The following is a 15,848-nucleotide window of genomic DNA, read 5'->3' on the forward strand; positions in this document are numbered from 1 at the left end:
CGTCCAGTCCGCTCCTCATCGGCAACCCTTCACCCCGGCACAAACAAAGGTCCGCACATGTCCTCCAGCACACCCCTGAACAGGGCTGCTGACTCCATCAAGCACGCTGCGTCTGCGCTTGGCGGCAAGATCCGCGCCACGCGCGGCCCCGGCAAGCGCCCCGGCAAGCGCGGCAAGCGCCCCGGTGCCACGGGAAAGCCGGGCACACCCAGCAAACTCCACCCGGCCGCCGTCTGGGCAGAAGCCGCTGGTACAGCCGGCGAGTTCCTTTCACCGGCCTGGGCCAAGGTCCGCGCCGCGTGGCTCCGGTTCGTGTGGCCTGTCCTGTCCGTGGTCAGTTTGCTCGGCTGGGTGGTCCTGGCCGCTGCGATCGGGCTGTGGTGGGCAGGGCAGGCGTGGGGTTGGCAGGAGGCCAAGTCAGCTGCCATGGTCGCGTTCCTGTTGTTCCTCCTGGCCATTGGTTTCATCGTGGGCCGCTCGGCCTATGGCGTGGTCCTGGACCTCGCCCGTACCCGCGTTGCTGTGGGGGATGACGCCGTGGGCAGCATCGCGGTGTCCAACGTTTCCACGAGGCCCCTGTTGCCGGCGGCCCTGGAGCTTCCTGTCGGATCCAACACCGCCGTCTTCCACCTGCCCCGCATGAAGCCGGCGCAGGTACACGAGGACCTGTTCACCATCCCCACGGCCCGGCGTGCAGTGATCGTGGTGGGCCCGGTTCGTTCAGTACGCGCAGACCCCCTCCATCTTCTCCGCCGGCGTGTGATGTGGACCGAACCCGTGGATCTTTACGTTCATCCCCGGACGGTCTCGTTGGGCAGTTCGGCCGCAGGCTTCATCCGCGACCTCGAAGGCATGCCCACCACCGAGCTTTCCAGTGCCGATGTGTCCTTCCACGCCTTGCGCGACTACGTTCCCGGCGACGACCGCCGCCACATCCACTGGAAAACCACGGCACGCACGAACAAGCTCATGGTCCGCCAATTCGAGGAGACTCGCCGGGCACACCTGGCCATTTCCCTGTCCATCAATACGGATGAGTACGACTCCGAACCGGAATTCGAGCTGGCCATCTCCGTGGCGGCGTCCATTGGGCGGCAAGCCATCCGCGAGCAGCGTGACTTGGATGTCCTGACCCAGAAGGGGCCGCTGCGCTGTGAAACCGGCCGCAACCTCCTGGACGACACCACACGGATTGTCGGTGCGCCCATGCGGAAGACCGCCGTCGATCTCGCCCGGACGCTCTCCGATACAGTCCCGAACGCTTCCGTGGTGTTCTTCGTGGTGGGGAGCCACGTAACGGCAACGCAGTTGCGTACGGCCTCCGCGTCCGTACCGCCCGGGGTCCGCAGCCTGGCCGTTCGCGTCCAGCCGGGCGCGGCGCCGTCGAGGGCCAACATTGCGGACCTGACTGTCCTGACGGTGGGCGACCTGGATGACCTCGCCATTGTTCTTCGAAAGGCGGCAGCATGAGCTCCGCGCCAAACCTGCGTGTACGTCCGCGGGCCTCCACATCGGCACGCGCCAGGAACCGGGCCACCGGGGGATCGCCCTTCACCGACGGCCGCCCGTTGTGGCATTTCGCCGTTGACTGCTGTGCACTGGTGGTGCTCCTCTTCCTGGGCGTCCTTGGTTTCACCCTGAGCTTCGGGGGAGACCCGCACTACCTCATCGCAGGTCTTGGTGGCGTGCTCCTCGGCTTGGGCATCGCAGTCCTGAACGCGCACCTTCGCCTGGGACTACTGATCACCACGGCAACCGCTTTCGGCGCCTACATGCTGTTCGGAAGCGCTTTGGCTGTCCCGGATTCGGCCGTCCTCGGGTTCCTGCCAAGCCTCGATTCCTTGCGGACACTGCTGTTGGGAGTCGTCTTCGCATGGAAGGACATGTTGACTGTAGGCGTGCCTGTGGGCACGGCGAACGGCATGCTTATTGTGCCGTTCCTCAGTTCCTTGGTGACGGCACTGGCCGCCGGCCTGCTCACGTGGCGGCTCAAGAGCCCGTACTGGCCGCTCCTTCCAGTTCTGGTCCTCTTCGTGACGGGAATCGCCTTCAGCACCAGCGCCGGCTTCCTCAACGTGGAGCGCGGCGTCTCGCTGACCATTGTCTCGATCGTCTGGGCGACGTTCCGCCGTGACGTACTCCGCCAGCGGAGCACCAGGACCGTCTCGGCCAACAGGCCGGATTCCGACGCCGGTGCAGCCCGCCGCGGCCAGCTCCGCCGCCTGGGGACTGCTGCCGCCGTGATTGCCGTGGCCGTCGGCGTTACCGCCATCGCGTCGCCCCTGGTCACCGCCAGCGACGACCGGAAAGTGCTTCGCAACACGATCGTCCCGCCCTTTGACCCGCGGGACTACATTACGCCGCTGGCCAGCTTCAGGAACTTCGTCAAGGACGAAAAAGACAGCACCCTGTTCACGGTCAAGGGCCTGCCCAAGGACGCCCGCGTGCGGCTCGCGGCCCTGGATGCCTTCAACGGCTTGAACTACACCATGGACCCGAACAGCTCCGGCAATTTCAGCAAGGTAGGCGATGCCCGTTCGTTGAACACACTGGCCGATTCCGGGAGCCCGGTGACGGGCACCAACTACACCCTGGACATCAGCATCGACGACTACCAGGGCTACTTTGTTCCTGGCGGCCGGCACACCACCGGAATGAGCTTTGACGATAGTTCGGGTGCCGCGTCCGGGCTCTACTTCAATGCCGGAACTGATACTGCAGTGACCACCAAGGGCTTGGCCAAGGGCGACCACTACACAGTGCAGGTCTCGGACCCCGGCACCTTGGAGCACGGCCAGTTGACGCAATACGACTTCGCGAAACTCACGCTGCCGGAGGCCGAGGAAGTGCCGCCGATCGTCGCGTCCCAGGCCAATGAGCTCTCGGCTGATGCGCCCACGGCCATCGACCGCGTCCGGCAGATCGAGGCACACTTCCAGAAGAGTGGCGCGTTCAGTAACGGTCTGGTGGCTGACGGTCAGCTTCCGAGCCTGCCGGGGCACAGCGCAGCGCGCGTCCGGAACATGTTGTCGGCCAAGCAGATGCTGGGTGATGACGAGCAATATGCCGTGTCCATGTCCCTCATGCTCCGCCACTTGGGTATTCCGTCCCGCGTGGTCATGGGCTTCTACCCGGATCCCAAGGGCCCCGAAAACGGGGCCGGGGACGTCAAGATCACCGGTAAGGACGTGCACGCCTGGGTTGAGGTGGCGTTCGACCGCGTCGGTTGGGTATCTTTCGATCCCACGCCGCCCAAGGACAACGTGCCCATCCCTCCAGACCCGGAGAACAAGTCCAAGCCCAAGCCGCAGGTGTTGCAGCCGCCGCCTCCGCCGCAGGAGCCCGCGGACCTGCCGCCGGACTCCACGCCGGATGCCCTGGACGCTGATGAGAAGAAGAACAACCCCTGGCTTTTCTGGGGTCCGCTGTTGGCGGCCATCGGGGTTGCGCTGATTCCGTTGGGGATCCTGGCCGTGCCCTTGCTGCTGATCCTCCTGTTGAAAGCACGACGCCGGAAGGCGCGTTTCCGGGATGGCCACCCCGCCCAGCGGGTGGGCGGTGGGTGGAATGAAGTGTTGAGCCTTGCCACTGACATGGGGGCCTCGATCGACACCAAGTCCACGCGGCGCGAATCGGCCACGGTCATTGCTGATGCCTTTCCCACCGCAGGAACGACGACGACGATGCTCGCCCACCGGGCCGATGCCGCAGTGTTCGGGGCGGTCCAGCCGAGCGAGGAACAAGTCAAGGAGTACTGGGAAATCGTGGATTCGTCGCTGACGGACATCACTGGAAGCGTCGGCTTCTGGAAGCGGCAACAGGCGCGGTTCTCGCCGCGGTCCCTGTTGTCCGATGGCCGGGCGGCATTGCGGCGCCGCGAGCAGGCAGCGCCTGATCCGGGAGCCCGTCGCTTCACTTTGCCCTTCAGGAAAGGTAAAGCCGATGAGCAGTGAAGCCGAGCTCTGCCCTGCTTGCCGGCACGCGGTCCGTCCCGGTGCGGCGTTCTGCACCCAATGCGGGTCTCCGCTGAACAACCGGGGTGCCCGCAAAGAGCGCAACGTCAACCATGCCCAGAAGGCTGCCCTGGAGTTCGCAACCCGGCAGGGCCTGCCCGATCCCGGTAGTATCTCGGTAGTGTCGGCGCCGTCGTCGCCGGTGCAGCCGGGGAGGATAGGCCCGGCGAACGGAATGCCAGGGGGAGGGACCGCTATGACCACCAAACTTGAATTGGTACCGGCGTCGGCTGGAAAACGCCTGGGCGCAGCGGTCCTGGACTGGCTGGGCCCTCTTGCGGTCCTTGCCACCACGTTCGCCATTGGCATTGCGGGCATCACCCAGACCCGCCGGAATGGTTTCATCGTCTACGACACCGGCCTGCTGGTCCTCTTGGGCAGCCTTGGCCTGGGAGTGACCGTGGTGTACACCGCCATCATCCTTGCCCTCGAAGCCAAGTCCGGCAACACCATCGGCAACAAGCTCATGGGGATCCGCAGCTCGGACGCCGACGGCTACGCGCCGGGGGCAGGCGTTGTCTTCGTCCGCGGCATTGTCACCGGCGGAGTCCTGCTGTTCGGGGTCATCGTCGCCGTCGTCCTGTCCGCCCTCGGCCTGATGGGGCTGGTCCTGTGGATAGGGCTTCCCCTGATGTTCCTTGGGGTCGTGTGGGCCGTCCTGGTGGTGGTCTCCAACGCGTGGGACACCAACGGCAAGCTCCGCGGCTGGCAGGACAAGGCAGCGAAAGCCTTGGTTTTCGACGTTCACTCGGGTCGCAACCCCGTGGCTACGGGAGGCATCCAGGGACCGTACAGCTTCGCGCCCATGGACCTGCCACCCGTTCGGCCTGTCATCTCACCAGTACCCACTGGTCCCTCACCAGTACCCACGGGTCCCTCACCACTAACCACGAGTCCGGCGCCGCTGTCCTCGGGTCTGCCACCCGGTGCCGGACACGCCGCTCCTGCGCAGCCCACCCCTGCCGCACCCGCCGTGCAGCCTTCGCATGACCCCAACCAGTGGCGCCCGCCCACCGCTCCGCGTCCAACTCCTGCGGCGGCACAAGAACCTGCTGCCATCATTCAGCAGCAGCAAGCCACCCCCGTCCAGCAAGCCACCCCCGTCCCGCCGCAGCCGGGCCTTGCCACCCACCCGGACGAGGACCTGGAACGCACCCAAATGCGACCGGGAGCGGCCCGCGCGCAGGCAGTGCTGCGCATCCAGGTGGATGATGGCCAGGACGTCCAGCTCGGTGGGACCGTCCTGCTCGGCAGGAACCCCGCCCCGCAACCAGGGGAAGCCGTGGAACAGTTGTTGCCCGTGACAGATCCCGGCAGGTCAATCTCCAAAACCCATTTGCACTTGCGGGTTGACGGTGACGGCGTGTGGGTGGCGGACCGCAATTCCACCAACGGCAGCGCCGTGACCACCCCCGATGGCATCCAGACCCGGCTCCATCCGGGCCAAGCAGTCTTTGTCCGTCCCGGCTCCACTGTTCACTTCGGAGACCGTTCCTTCCACCTAGGACAAGCATGAACTCACAGCCGGCCACACCTGCCAATACCGATGCCGGTCCTGCTGCGGGCGGCTCGTCCTTCCGCCTCAGTTACGGCTATGGAACGGACCGCGGCCTCCGACGCGAATTGAACGAGGATTCATTCATCGCCTCGGATCCGGTCTTCGCCGTAGCCGACGGCATGGGCGGGCACGAGGCCGGTGAGATTGCCAGCGGCATGTGCGTCCGTACTCTGGGCAGTGCCCCTGAACTGGCATCGGGTGTCCGGACGGCTTCTGCAGCCGACCTCCAGGCTTGCCTGCTGAAGGCCGATGCAAGCATCCGCAACGCAACGAATGCCCGCGCGGGAACCACGCTGTCCGGTGTTGTGGTGGTGGAGCAGATGGGCCTGCCGTACTGGCTGGTGATGAACATCGGCGACTCCCGCACCTACCGGCTCAGCCAAGGCGAGTTCGCGCAGGTCAGCGTGGACCACTCGGAGGTGCAGGAGTTGGTGGATTCGGGAGATATCACTGCGGAGCAGGCCGCCGTTCACCCACGGCGCCACGTGGTCACGCGTGCCCTTGGTACCGGCGATGAGACAGAGGCCGATTTCTGGTTGCTTCCCATCCAGGAGGGCGATCGGATGATGGTTTGCTCGGATGGGCTCAACGGCGAGTTGGGCGATGACCATATGTTCCGGATCCTCAGCACAGTCGCCCATCCGCAGGATGCGGTGGATGCCTTGATCCAGTCTGCGCTGCGCAGCGGCGGACGGGACAACGTCACGGTGATTGTGGTTGACGCCAAGAACGTATTGAACGACGCCGGCATCGCCACCACCGCACCCCGTCCGGAGGCGGTGCACGAGGTTGAAGAAGACACGCTCCCGCGGGCCTGGGTCACCGGGACCGACCAGGAGGGAGGTGCCGATGGAAAGCCCTAACCGCCTTTCACCCGCCCGGTACCAGCAGGGCGATTGGTTCGGGGTTGTGCGCAACGGAACCGTGGTGCTCCTTGGCCCGGATACTCCCCACGCCTTGATCGACACCGTCTGGGAGCTGCTTGCTTCCGCCCCCGAGGCCCATGAGGTCCTCCACGAGGTAACTGAGGCCTTTGGCGTCTCGCTCAGCCGCATCCCGCCCTTTGGCATCATCGACTCCAAGGGCGCCCTGCGCGTGTTCCTCCGCGGCGACCTCGAACTTGCGGTGCAGTTTGCTCAAGGCGAAGAGCGCCTGTCCGGTCGCGATGTCACCACCTGGACTGAACGTCGCCTGCCGGACGCCACGTCCTACAGTGTCCGCATCGGAGCTGAAGCCGGTACTGCTTCGGCGTCGGGGCTCCCGACGGCGGGTGGCAGCCTGCCCCTGAACGCCTCACCATTGAACACCTCGTCATTGAACAGCTCGTCATTGAACAGCTTGCCGTTGACTGAGGGCGTGGTGTTGCTGGCGTCGCTCGATGTCGGGGTCTCCTCAGCGCCTCCTATTGACGGCGTCCCGGCGATCCATCCCGCAGCTGCGGCCTCGGAAGAGCCGCGGATGTCCGGCCCGGCTTCCGATGAAACCATGATCGACTACAAGGAAGCCGATCTTGGCCTGACCATTGCTCCGGGGCATTTGGTCCCGGAACCTGCTGCCTCGGCTGGCCCCGCTGAAGATCCGGCACCCGCTGCGGACAGTGACGTTGAAGAAACGCCTGCGGAAGCCTCGGACGTTCCGGTTCACACCAGCACCACGGACCCGGTGCTTCCCTCGTTGGAAAACACCACCAACTATGACCATCTGTGGGACAAGACGGTCATGCGCAACATCGAGGACGCGGCTGTGCGGCTGGACGAAGAGTCCGATCAGCACGATGCGCCTGCACCCCAAATGCCCGCCGCCCCAGAGCCGGTCACCCCAGAGCCGGTTACCCCAGAGCCGGTTACCCCAGAGCCGGTTGCGCCAGAGCCAACTAGCACAGTCCAAGCTCCGGTCGCCGCAGCAGAGGGTGACGGACCCGCCCCCTGGTCCTCCGCCGTCGCGCCGGCTCCGGGCTTGATCGACTCGGTCCCTTGGCTCCGCAGCAGCCCCGGATTGCCCGAAGCAGGTGAACCCCCGCGCGTCGGCACGGTGCCCCTCCCGCAACCTCCCTCGCTTCCGCCGCGTGAGCCAGCTGGCGAGGATGCCGATCACGATGGCCAGACCATCATGAAAAGCAGTCTCCCCGATGATGAGTCGTCGCCTGCAGGGACCGGCGTCGAGGCAGGCCACACACCGGCCGTCAACGGCCCCAGTGTTTTAGCACGAGTGTGCTCCCAAGGGCATGCCAACCCGCCGACGTACCCTCTGTGTTCGGTGTGCGGGCTGGCAGTCTCGGGCGACGCCGTCCACGTCCCGCGTCCGCGCCTGGGCCGCATGCGCGTTTCCACGGGTGAGCTGATCGATCTGGAGCAGTCCCTCATCATCGGCCGGCAACCCTCGGTTTCCCGTGTCCAGGGCGGGACGATGCCCCGGCTTGTCCAAGTGGACAGTCCAGGCGGGGACATCTCCCGTTCCCATGTGGAGGTTCGCTTGGAAGGATGGCACGTCATGCTGTGCGACCTCAAAGCAACCAACGGAACCGTGCTCATCCGGGAAGGCCAAGCCCCCCGACGGCTCGCCCAAAACGAGATGGCCATCCTGCTGGACGGCGACATCGCTGAACTGGGCGACGATATTTCATTGCGTTTCGAGGAGATTCTTTGAGTTCCAAGAGGCCCCCCGCGCCGCCACCACCCATCCCGGGTTTCAAGTACATCAGCCTGTTGGGTTCCGGTGGCTTCTCTGACGTGTACCTCTACGAGCAGGACCGTCCCCGCCGAAAAGTGGCCGTCAAAGTGCTGCTGTCGGACCTGAAGACCGAAGGGGCACGCCGCCGCTTCGAGTCCGAAGCGAACCTGATGGCCCAACTGTCCTCGCACCCCTACATCGTGACGATCTTCGAGGCCGAAATCACGGAGAACGGACACTCGTACCTCGCCATGGAGTACTGCTCCCGGCCGAGCCTCGACGTGCGCTACCGCCGCCAGCGCTTCAGCGTGGACGAGGTCCTCGCGGTCGGCATCCAGGTGGCATCCGCCGTCGAGACCGCCCACCGGGCAGGGATCGTGCACCGGGACATCAAACCCGCCAACATCCTGGTCACCGACTACAACCGTCCCGCACTGACGGACTTCGGCATCTCCGGCACCATCGGAGCAGACACCGAGGACGACGCCGGCATGTCCATCCCGTGGTCGCCGCCGGAACAGTTCCGTGGTGGAGCCGTGGATGGCGTTCCCGTGGATATCTGGGCGTTGGGCGCCACGCTGTACACCTTGCTGGCGGGTCGCTCGCCGTTCGTTCTTCCCGGCCAGGACAACTCACAGCGCGAACTCATAGCCCGCATCACCAATTCGGCCCTGCCCAGGCTTGGCCGTGCCGACGTCCCGGAGTCCTTGGAGCTGGTCCTTGCGACGTCCATGGCCAAGTCCCCGGAATCCCGCTACTCGTCGGCCCACGCTTTCGCCCTGGCACTGCAGCGGATCCAGACCGAACTGAACCTCTCCGTTACGCCGTTCGAAGTGCTCGAAGAGCCAGGCCACGGCGATGAACAACATCCGGACGACACCTTCGAGGAAACCCGCGTCCGCAGCATCGCAGCAATTGATCCCGACGCTTCGGGCACGGCCACCACCGGTTCGGCACCCACCTTCCCGGCACGAACGTTCCCCTCCACAGTCCCGGGAGCCAACCCGCAGCCGGTCCAAAACCCGCCCGCGCAGCCCTACTCCGCGCCAACGCAGTTCCACGCTCCGCAACCCGGTGTCACCGATCCGGATCCTGCGGAGTCAACCGTCCTGCGCGGTTGGCAGGCCGCAACGCCTGACGAGCTCGCAGCCACCGTCAACCGTTCGGCGGCTCCGGCGGCGGGTGCTCCGGAAGAGACCCCCGCAGCCGACCACAGCAAACGCAACCTGTGGCTGGCTGCAACCGGCGCAGCGGTCCTGGTGGTCGCCGTCGTGGTGGGCATGGTCCTGGGTTCTTCGGCCCAGCCCAAGGTGGCGCCGAGTGAAACTGCGTCCAAGCCGCCAGCGGACGCGTTGGACAGCGGCACAGTGCCCGACGTCGTGGGCCTGACCGCGGCGCGGACGCCCAAGGATCCCAACATCATCGCGTTCACGTGGACGAACCCGCAGCCCAGGGAAGGCGACACGTACAAGTGGCGGCAAAAGACGGCCAAATCCGAAGGCACCTACGCTACGTCCCTGACCACCACCACCTTCGTCTCCGGTAACGGCGAGCCGCCTATCTGCGTGCAGGTCATTATCGTCCGCTCCGACGGTGCGGCGTCGCCGGCCGGCCCGGAATCCATCGCTTGCCTGGATTCGTAGCGGCTCATGAAACTTATACACCGCACACTGAGGAGGCACAGATCATGGGGGATCTAGCAATAGATTTCTGTGGCGAATGGTACGAACCATCCGACGAGGACGTTTTTGACATCGGCCGGGAAGGGGATCTGGAAGTAGACGACAACCCCTACCTGCACCGCCGTTTCCTGCAGATTGCCCGCTACGACGGCATGTGGTGGCTCAGCAACGTAGGCAGCATGCTCTCGGCCACCATCGCGGACGGCTCCGGCGGCATGCAGGCCTGGTTGGCACCCGGAGCCCGGATCCCGCTGGTCTTCAGCCACACCAATGTCATCTTCACGGCCGGGCCCACCACGTATGAGTTCGCCGTGCACTTGAAGACACCGTCGTTCCGGCACGAGGCCCGCGACGAAGACCAAGCGGGGGACACCACCATCGGCCCCGTGGTCTTTACGGACTCCCAGAAGGCGCTCATCGTTGCCTTGGCCGAGCCCATGCTGCGCCGCGACGGCACCGGATTCAGCGCCATCCCTTCGTCGGCCGAAGCGGCCAAGCGGCTGGGCTGGGCGCTGACCCGCTTCAACCGCAAACTGGACAACGTGTGCGACAAACTCGACCGCGTGGGCGTTGTGGGCCTTCGCGGCGGCGCCGGAAAACTTGCCACCAACCGGCGTGCGCGCCTCGTGGAGCATGCCGTGACGTCACACCTGGTGACCGCGGCTGACCTGTACCTCCTTGAAACCATGACTGGAGTCGACGAAGGATGAAGTTCCGCCTGACCCTGCGGCGCGACCCTGCGGAAGCAAAAGACCTCGCCGTGACGGTGGATGGTCGCGCCACCGTGGCCGACATTGCCACCGAACTATGGGCCGCGGACCCCGCACGCAAGGGGACCGAACCGCCGTCGAACCTGTCCATCAGCGTGGACGAAGCGTTCGTTGGCGGCGGGTTGTCCGGCCACGTGCTCCGGCCCGCGGACAACCTGCTGGAGTCCGGGCTGCGGCCAGGTTCCAAGGTGTCACTGGCGCAGGTGAGCGATCAGTTCGCGTCCAACGGCCACGCCGCCGGTTCCAACAGGGGACCGGCCGCGGCGACGTTGCGCGTCATGTCAGGGCCCGACGTCGGACGCGAATTTTCGCTGCCTTTCGGCACCAGCTACATCGGCCGGGACAGGGACGCGGACATCCGCCTTTCGGACCCCCTGACGTCCAAGCGCCATGCGCGCGTCACCGTGGGCGAAACCGTGGAAATCGTTGACACGAACTCCGCCAACGGCCTGCTCATGGACGGGCTGCCGGTCACTCGGGCGACGCTTGAATCCTCGGACACGGTCACGCTGGGGGAAACCACGGTGGGCGTGGTCTCGCTGTCCCGCAACCACAGCGGCGGTCCGTCGTCCCCGCTGGTGGACTTCAACCGGTCCCCGCGGGTGCTGCCCAGGTTCGAGTCTCCCAAGCGCGTGCCTCCGGCCGGTCCCAAGCGTCCGGAACATCAGCCGTTCCCGTACATCATGCTGATCGCGCCCCTGCTCATGGGCGGCGTGCTCTTCGCCGTCACCCAGAACTTGCTCTCGGTCCTTTTCATGGCCATGATGCCGTTGTTCATTGTGGGCCACTATGTGGACCACAAGATGCAGGGCAAGCGGCAGGCCAAGGAAGGTCACAAGCATTTCCAGGCTTCCATGCTGGCGTTCCGCGAGGACATTGACCGGCAGCAGAACATCGAACGCGCCGTCAGGATCCAGGAAGCACCCTCGGTGAGCGATACCGTGGATGCCATTTACAAGCTCGGCCCGCTGCTGTGGACCAACCGGCCAGAGCACCAGCACTTCCTGGGCGTCCGCTTCGGGCTGGGGTCCGCGCCGTCGCGTATCCAGTTCGAGGAACCCGGTGCCAATGAAACCGAGCCACGGTACATGAAGGAAATCCAGGACTGCCTCCAGCAGGTCCGGGTCATCGAAGGTGTTCCGATCGTGTCGCAGCTGCGGACCTCGGGATCATTCGGCGTGGCGGGGGACCGCAACGTGGTGGACGACGTCGCCCGTGGCATGGTGCTCCAGCTGGTGGGTCTCCACTCGCCGGCCGAGTTTGTTGTGACTGCCCTCACGTCCGGCCGTTCCCGCGAACGATGGGACTGGTTGCAATGGCTCCCGCATGTCGGTTCCGGCCACAGCCCGTTGTCCGGCGACCACCTCGCTGCCGGACCGGGAGCCGGTGCCTCCCTGTTGTCCCGCCTCGAAAACCTGGTGGAAGAGCGGGAGTCCCTGGCCAAGGAACCTGGTCCGCAGCCGCGCCCCGCGCTGAAGGACGAGCACCAGGAAACTCCTGGTCCCGTTGTGCCCGCTGTCCTGGTGATTGTTGAGGACGATGCTCCCGTGGACCGTGGACGCCTCACCCGCTTGGTGGAGCGCGGCCCCGACTACGGCGTGCACATCATGTGGGTGGCAGCCAACGTGCAGTCCCTTCCGGCAGCGTGCCGCGATTTCCTCTCCGTGGACGGCGAACACGGGACCACCACCGGCCAGGTCCGCCTGGGCCGCCACACGTACCCGGTGAGCTGCGAAAGCCTCGACGCTGATTTGGCGACCCAACTGGCACGCATGATGTCGCCGCTGGTGGACGTCGGCAACCCGCTCGACGACGACTCCGACCTCCCGCGCGCCGTCTCGTACGCCACCCTGATTGGCAAAGACCTCATGGACAACCCGCAGGCCGTTGCGGAGCGTTGGCAGGAGAACAACTCAGTCCACGCCACCGCTGTCCCCAACCGCAAGGACAACGGAAGCCTCCGCGCCCTGGTGGGCTCCAAGGGCGTTGAGCCGTTCTACCTGGACCTCAAGAACGAAGGGCCGCACGCCTTGGTGGGCGGAACCACAGGTGCCGGTAAGTCCGAGTTCCTGCAGTCCTGGGTGATGGGCATGGCTGCCGCCTACAGTCCGGACCGGGTCAGCTTCCTGTTCGTGGACTACAAGGGCGGCGCGGCCTTTGCCGACTGCCTGCACCTGCCCCACACCGTTGGCTTGGTGACTGACTTGTCTCCGCACTTGGTGCGCCGGGCACTGACGTCCCTGCGTGCGGAACTCCACTACCGTGAACGGCTCCTGAACCGGAAGAAAGCCAAGGACCTGCTCGCGCTGCAGCGAGAAGCGGATCCAGAAGCCCCGCCGTACCTCATCATCATCGTGGACGAATTCGCCGCCTTGGCCACCGAGGTTCCCGAGTTCGTTGACGGTGTGGTGGATGTTGCTGCCCGCGGGCGTTCCCTGGGCTTGCACCTGATCCTCGCTACCCAACGTCCCGCCGGCGTCATCAAGGACAACCTGCGCGCCAACACCAACCTTCGCGTCGCATTGCGCATGGCCGACGAAGTGGACGCTGTGGACATCCTGGGTGTTCCTACCGCCGCCTACTTTGATCCGTCCATTCCAGGGCGGGGTGCTGCGAAGACCGGACCGGGACGCATCCAGGGTTTCCAGACCGGTTACGCAGGAGGCTGGACCACTGAGAAACCGCAGCGGCCACGGATCGACATTGTGGAGATGGCTTTCGGGTCCGGTCCAACCTGGGAACCGCCGCTGGTGGCGCAGGTGGAGGAGGAGCCCGCCGGACCGAACGACATTGCCAGGATGACCGGCAACATCATCCGGGCTGCCGACGTGTTGTCCATTGAGCCTCCCCGGAAGCCTTGGCTCAACGAGCTCGCCACCACGTACGATTTCTCCAAACTCCCCAATCCCCGCACCGACGAGCGCTTGCTGCTGGGAGTGGCCGATGACCCCGCCCACCAAGACCAGCCCACCGTGTTCTACGAGCCTGACAGGGACGGGAACATGGCCGTGTACGGCACCGGTGGATCCGGTAAGTCCGCGGCGTTGCGCGGAATCGCAATAGCCGCGGCCGTCACGCCGCGCGGTGGTCCCGTGCATGTGTACGGGATCGACTGTGGCTCTTCCGGGCTGAAAATGCTTGACGGACTTCCGCACGTTGGCGAAATCATCAACGGTGACGACGTAGAGCGCGTGGGCCGGCTGCTGCGATGGCTCAAGGAAGTCTCAGATGACAGGGCCGCGCGGTTCGCCGAGGTCCGGGCATCCACCATCGTCGAATACCGGCAACTGGCCAACCGGCCGGACGAGAAGCGCATCTTCATCCTGGTGGACGGCATGTCGTCGTTCCGCGAAGGGTACGAGTACAGCAACCTGTCGGCGTTGTGGGACATCTTCCTGACGTTGGCCACTGACGGACGTCCCCTGGGTATCCACCTGGTGGTGAGCGGTGACCGCACAAACTCCGTTCCGGCGTCGCTTCTTGCCTCCATCCAGAAGCGCTTGGTCCTGCGTCTCAGCTCCGAAGACGACTACATGACCCTGGATGTCCCCAAAGACGTCCTCAACGCGGCTTCCCCTCCCGGGCGTGGACTTTTGGACGGGCTCGAAGTCCAACTCGCCGTGCTCGGAGGCAACTCGAACCTGGCACTTCAGGCACGGGAAGTAGCCAAGCTCAGCCAGGCCATGCTGCGGCAGGGCCTGGAGCAGGCACCGCAGATCCAGCGCCTTCCTGAACTGGTGGACCTGGACATCCTGCCGACCGGCGCTCCGGACAACCCCGTCATCGGTGTCGACGACGAGACGTTGGGTTCGGCTGCAATTGCGGCCAAGGGCTCACTGCTGCTTGCCGGACCGCCGGGTGCCGGCCGCTCGGTTGCGCTGGTCACACTGGCCTATGCCTTGCGTCGCTCCAACCCGCGAACAGACCTGATCTACATCGGGTCCCGGCGTTCGGCCGTGGCATCGTTGAATATCTGGAGCAGGTCGCTGGTGGGGCCGGACGAGGTGTCGGATGTTATTGACGACCTCATCGACAAAGCCGCCGACAACCCGGGAACGATGGCAATTTTCATTGAAGGACTGACCGAGTTCACCGACACCTTGGCCGAATCGGGGGTGGGTCGCTTGGTGACAGCGGCCATCAAAGCCGATCAGTGGGTGGTTGGCGAGTCCGAAACGTCCACGTGGTCGCAGGCGTGGTCCTTGGCCCAGCCGTTCAAATCCGGTCGCCGCGGACTACTGCTCAACCCCGGAGACGTGGAAGGCGACAGCCTCCTCAACACCTCATTGGGCCGCATCAGCAAGGACTTCATCCCTGGCCGCGGATACATTGTTGGGCGGGGGAAGGTGCGTAAGCTGCAGATCGCCATGCCGCCGGAGAACCGCAGCTAGGATTTGCGGCAGCCCATGGGTATGTAGGAGGATTTCCGGAAACGCCCGAAATCCCCGATTACCCACGGCGCCCCAACGCCCCGGCCGAGGTTACCTCCATGCGACACTCCGTTGTCCCCGCTGTTTTGTTGGCAGCTGTCCTGCTGCTTGCTCCTGCTGCCGCGGGTCAGGCTGCCCCTTGTGGGGAGAAAGCCTCGTGCGCTCCCGTCGAAGCTCCCACCGATCCCACGGCTACGCAGCCGGGCCTGGCTCCGGAAGACGACAAGAAACCGACGTCCAAGCCGGAACCCACCAGGGTCCGTGAAACCCAGCAAGCACCTGCCCCGGCCGTTCCGGAACCACCGGTGCAGTCCCAGCCACAGCCTGCTGTGACCCAGTTCGTCACCGTGGCGCCCCGGGTGACCGGTCCGGCGTCGACCTCGTCTGAACCCACGGCGATTCCGGAGAGCGCCACCGTGTCCGCAACGCCGTCGGCGACTCCTTCGGCGAGCCCCGGCTCGGCAAGCCCCAGCCCTTCCAAGTCCTCCAACTGGGACACTCCGGTGGACAAGGGCCAGAAGACCCAAGCTGCCGTCTTGGCATCCGATTCGGGGTCCGGACCCAACATGTTTGGCCTGTTCGGCATTCTGGGCGGGGTGTTCGTGGTTGGCCTTGGCGGGTTGGCGTTTGCGCTGTGGAGCAAGAACCGCCTGTCTTCGCACTGACTGTCTCTTATCCACAGGTTGTCTAGGGATCCTCGACTTGAATTGTCTAGGCCACCTAGA

The 15,848-nt window shown here is 65.3% G+C and carries 9 protein-coding genes; all 9 read left to right on the forward strand.

Annotated features, from left to right (window positions below; all coding sequences use genetic code 11):
• Positions 1–57: 57 nt before the first annotated feature.
• The 9 genes from ACFRJ9_RS05580 to ACFRJ9_RS05620 all read left to right on the forward strand — a co-directional run bounded on the left by ACFRJ9_RS05580 (position 58) and on the right by ACFRJ9_RS05620 (position 15,788).
• Positions 58–1,470, forward strand: coding sequence for a DUF58 domain-containing protein (locus ACFRJ9_RS05580; RefSeq protein WP_377665289.1), 1,413 nt, complete (start codon positions 58–60; stop codon positions 1,468–1,470).
• On the forward strand, positions 1,467–3,953 hold the full coding sequence (locus tag ACFRJ9_RS05585; protein ID WP_377665291.1) for a transglutaminaseTgpA domain-containing protein: 2,487 nt from the start codon (positions 1,467–1,469) through the stop codon (positions 3,951–3,953). The genes ACFRJ9_RS05580 and ACFRJ9_RS05585 overlap by 4 nt, the downstream gene beginning before the upstream one ends.
• Positions 3,943–5,529 (forward strand): RDD family protein, encoded by a 1,587-nt coding sequence (locus tag ACFRJ9_RS05590; RefSeq protein ID WP_377665293.1) that lies wholly within the window; start codon positions 3,943–3,945, stop codon positions 5,527–5,529. The genes ACFRJ9_RS05585 and ACFRJ9_RS05590 overlap by 11 nt, the downstream gene beginning before the upstream one ends.
• On the forward strand, positions 5,526–6,434 hold the full coding sequence (locus ACFRJ9_RS05595; RefSeq protein ID WP_377665295.1) for a PP2C family protein-serine/threonine phosphatase: 909 nt from the start codon (positions 5,526–5,528) through the stop codon (positions 6,432–6,434). Before ACFRJ9_RS05590 ends, ACFRJ9_RS05595 begins: the two co-directional genes overlap by 4 nt.
• On the forward strand, positions 6,421–8,217 hold the full coding sequence (locus tag ACFRJ9_RS05600) for an FHA domain-containing protein (protein WP_377665297.1): 1,797 nt from the start codon (positions 6,421–6,423) through the stop codon (positions 8,215–8,217). The genes ACFRJ9_RS05595 and ACFRJ9_RS05600 overlap by 14 nt, the downstream gene beginning before the upstream one ends.
• Entirely contained in the window at positions 8,214–9,884 is a 1,671-nt protein-coding gene (locus ACFRJ9_RS05605; RefSeq protein WP_377665299.1) for a protein kinase, read from the forward strand. The genes ACFRJ9_RS05600 and ACFRJ9_RS05605 overlap by 4 nt, the downstream gene beginning before the upstream one ends.
• A gap of 44 nt (positions 9,885–9,928) precedes the next feature.
• Complete coding sequence (locus ACFRJ9_RS05610; RefSeq protein WP_377665301.1) at positions 9,929–10,633, forward strand: hypothetical protein; 705 nt, start codon at positions 9,929–9,931, stop codon at positions 10,631–10,633.
• Complete coding sequence (locus ACFRJ9_RS05615) at positions 10,630–15,084, forward strand: FtsK/SpoIIIE domain-containing protein (RefSeq protein ID WP_377665303.1); 4,455 nt, start codon at positions 10,630–10,632, stop codon at positions 15,082–15,084. The genes ACFRJ9_RS05610 and ACFRJ9_RS05615 overlap by 4 nt, the downstream gene beginning before the upstream one ends.
• A gap of 98 nt (positions 15,085–15,182) precedes the next feature.
• Positions 15,183–15,788 (forward strand): hypothetical protein, encoded by a 606-nt coding sequence (locus ACFRJ9_RS05620; RefSeq protein ID WP_377665305.1) that lies wholly within the window; start codon positions 15,183–15,185, stop codon positions 15,786–15,788.
• Positions 15,789–15,848 lie beyond the last annotated feature (60 nt).

This window comes from Paenarthrobacter sp. NPDC056912 (assembly GCF_042786555.1).
Taxonomy (GTDB): domain Bacteria; phylum Actinomycetota; class Actinomycetes; order Actinomycetales; family Micrococcaceae; genus Arthrobacter.

Coding starts and splice junctions, on each gene's coding strand:
- ACFRJ9_RS05580 (WP_377665289.1), top strand. CDS start 58: ATGTCCTCCAGCACACCCCTGAACAGGGCTGCTGACTCCATCAAGCAC.
- ACFRJ9_RS05585 (WP_377665291.1), top strand. CDS start 1,467: ATGAGCTCCGCGCCAAACCTGCGTGTACGTCCGCGGGCCTCCACATCG.
- ACFRJ9_RS05590 (WP_377665293.1), top strand. CDS start 3,943: ATGAGCAGTGAAGCCGAGCTCTGCCCTGCTTGCCGGCACGCGGTCCGT.
- ACFRJ9_RS05595 (WP_377665295.1), top strand. CDS start 5,526: ATGAACTCACAGCCGGCCACACCTGCCAATACCGATGCCGGTCCTGCT.
- ACFRJ9_RS05600 (WP_377665297.1), top strand. CDS start 6,421: ATGGAAAGCCCTAACCGCCTTTCACCCGCCCGGTACCAGCAGGGCGAT.
- ACFRJ9_RS05610 (WP_377665301.1), top strand. CDS start 9,929: ATGGGGGATCTAGCAATAGATTTCTGTGGCGAATGGTACGAACCATCC.
- ACFRJ9_RS05615 (WP_377665303.1), top strand. CDS start 10,630: ATGAAGTTCCGCCTGACCCTGCGGCGCGACCCTGCGGAAGCAAAAGAC.
- ACFRJ9_RS05620 (WP_377665305.1), top strand. CDS start 15,183: ATGCGACACTCCGTTGTCCCCGCTGTTTTGTTGGCAGCTGTCCTGCTG.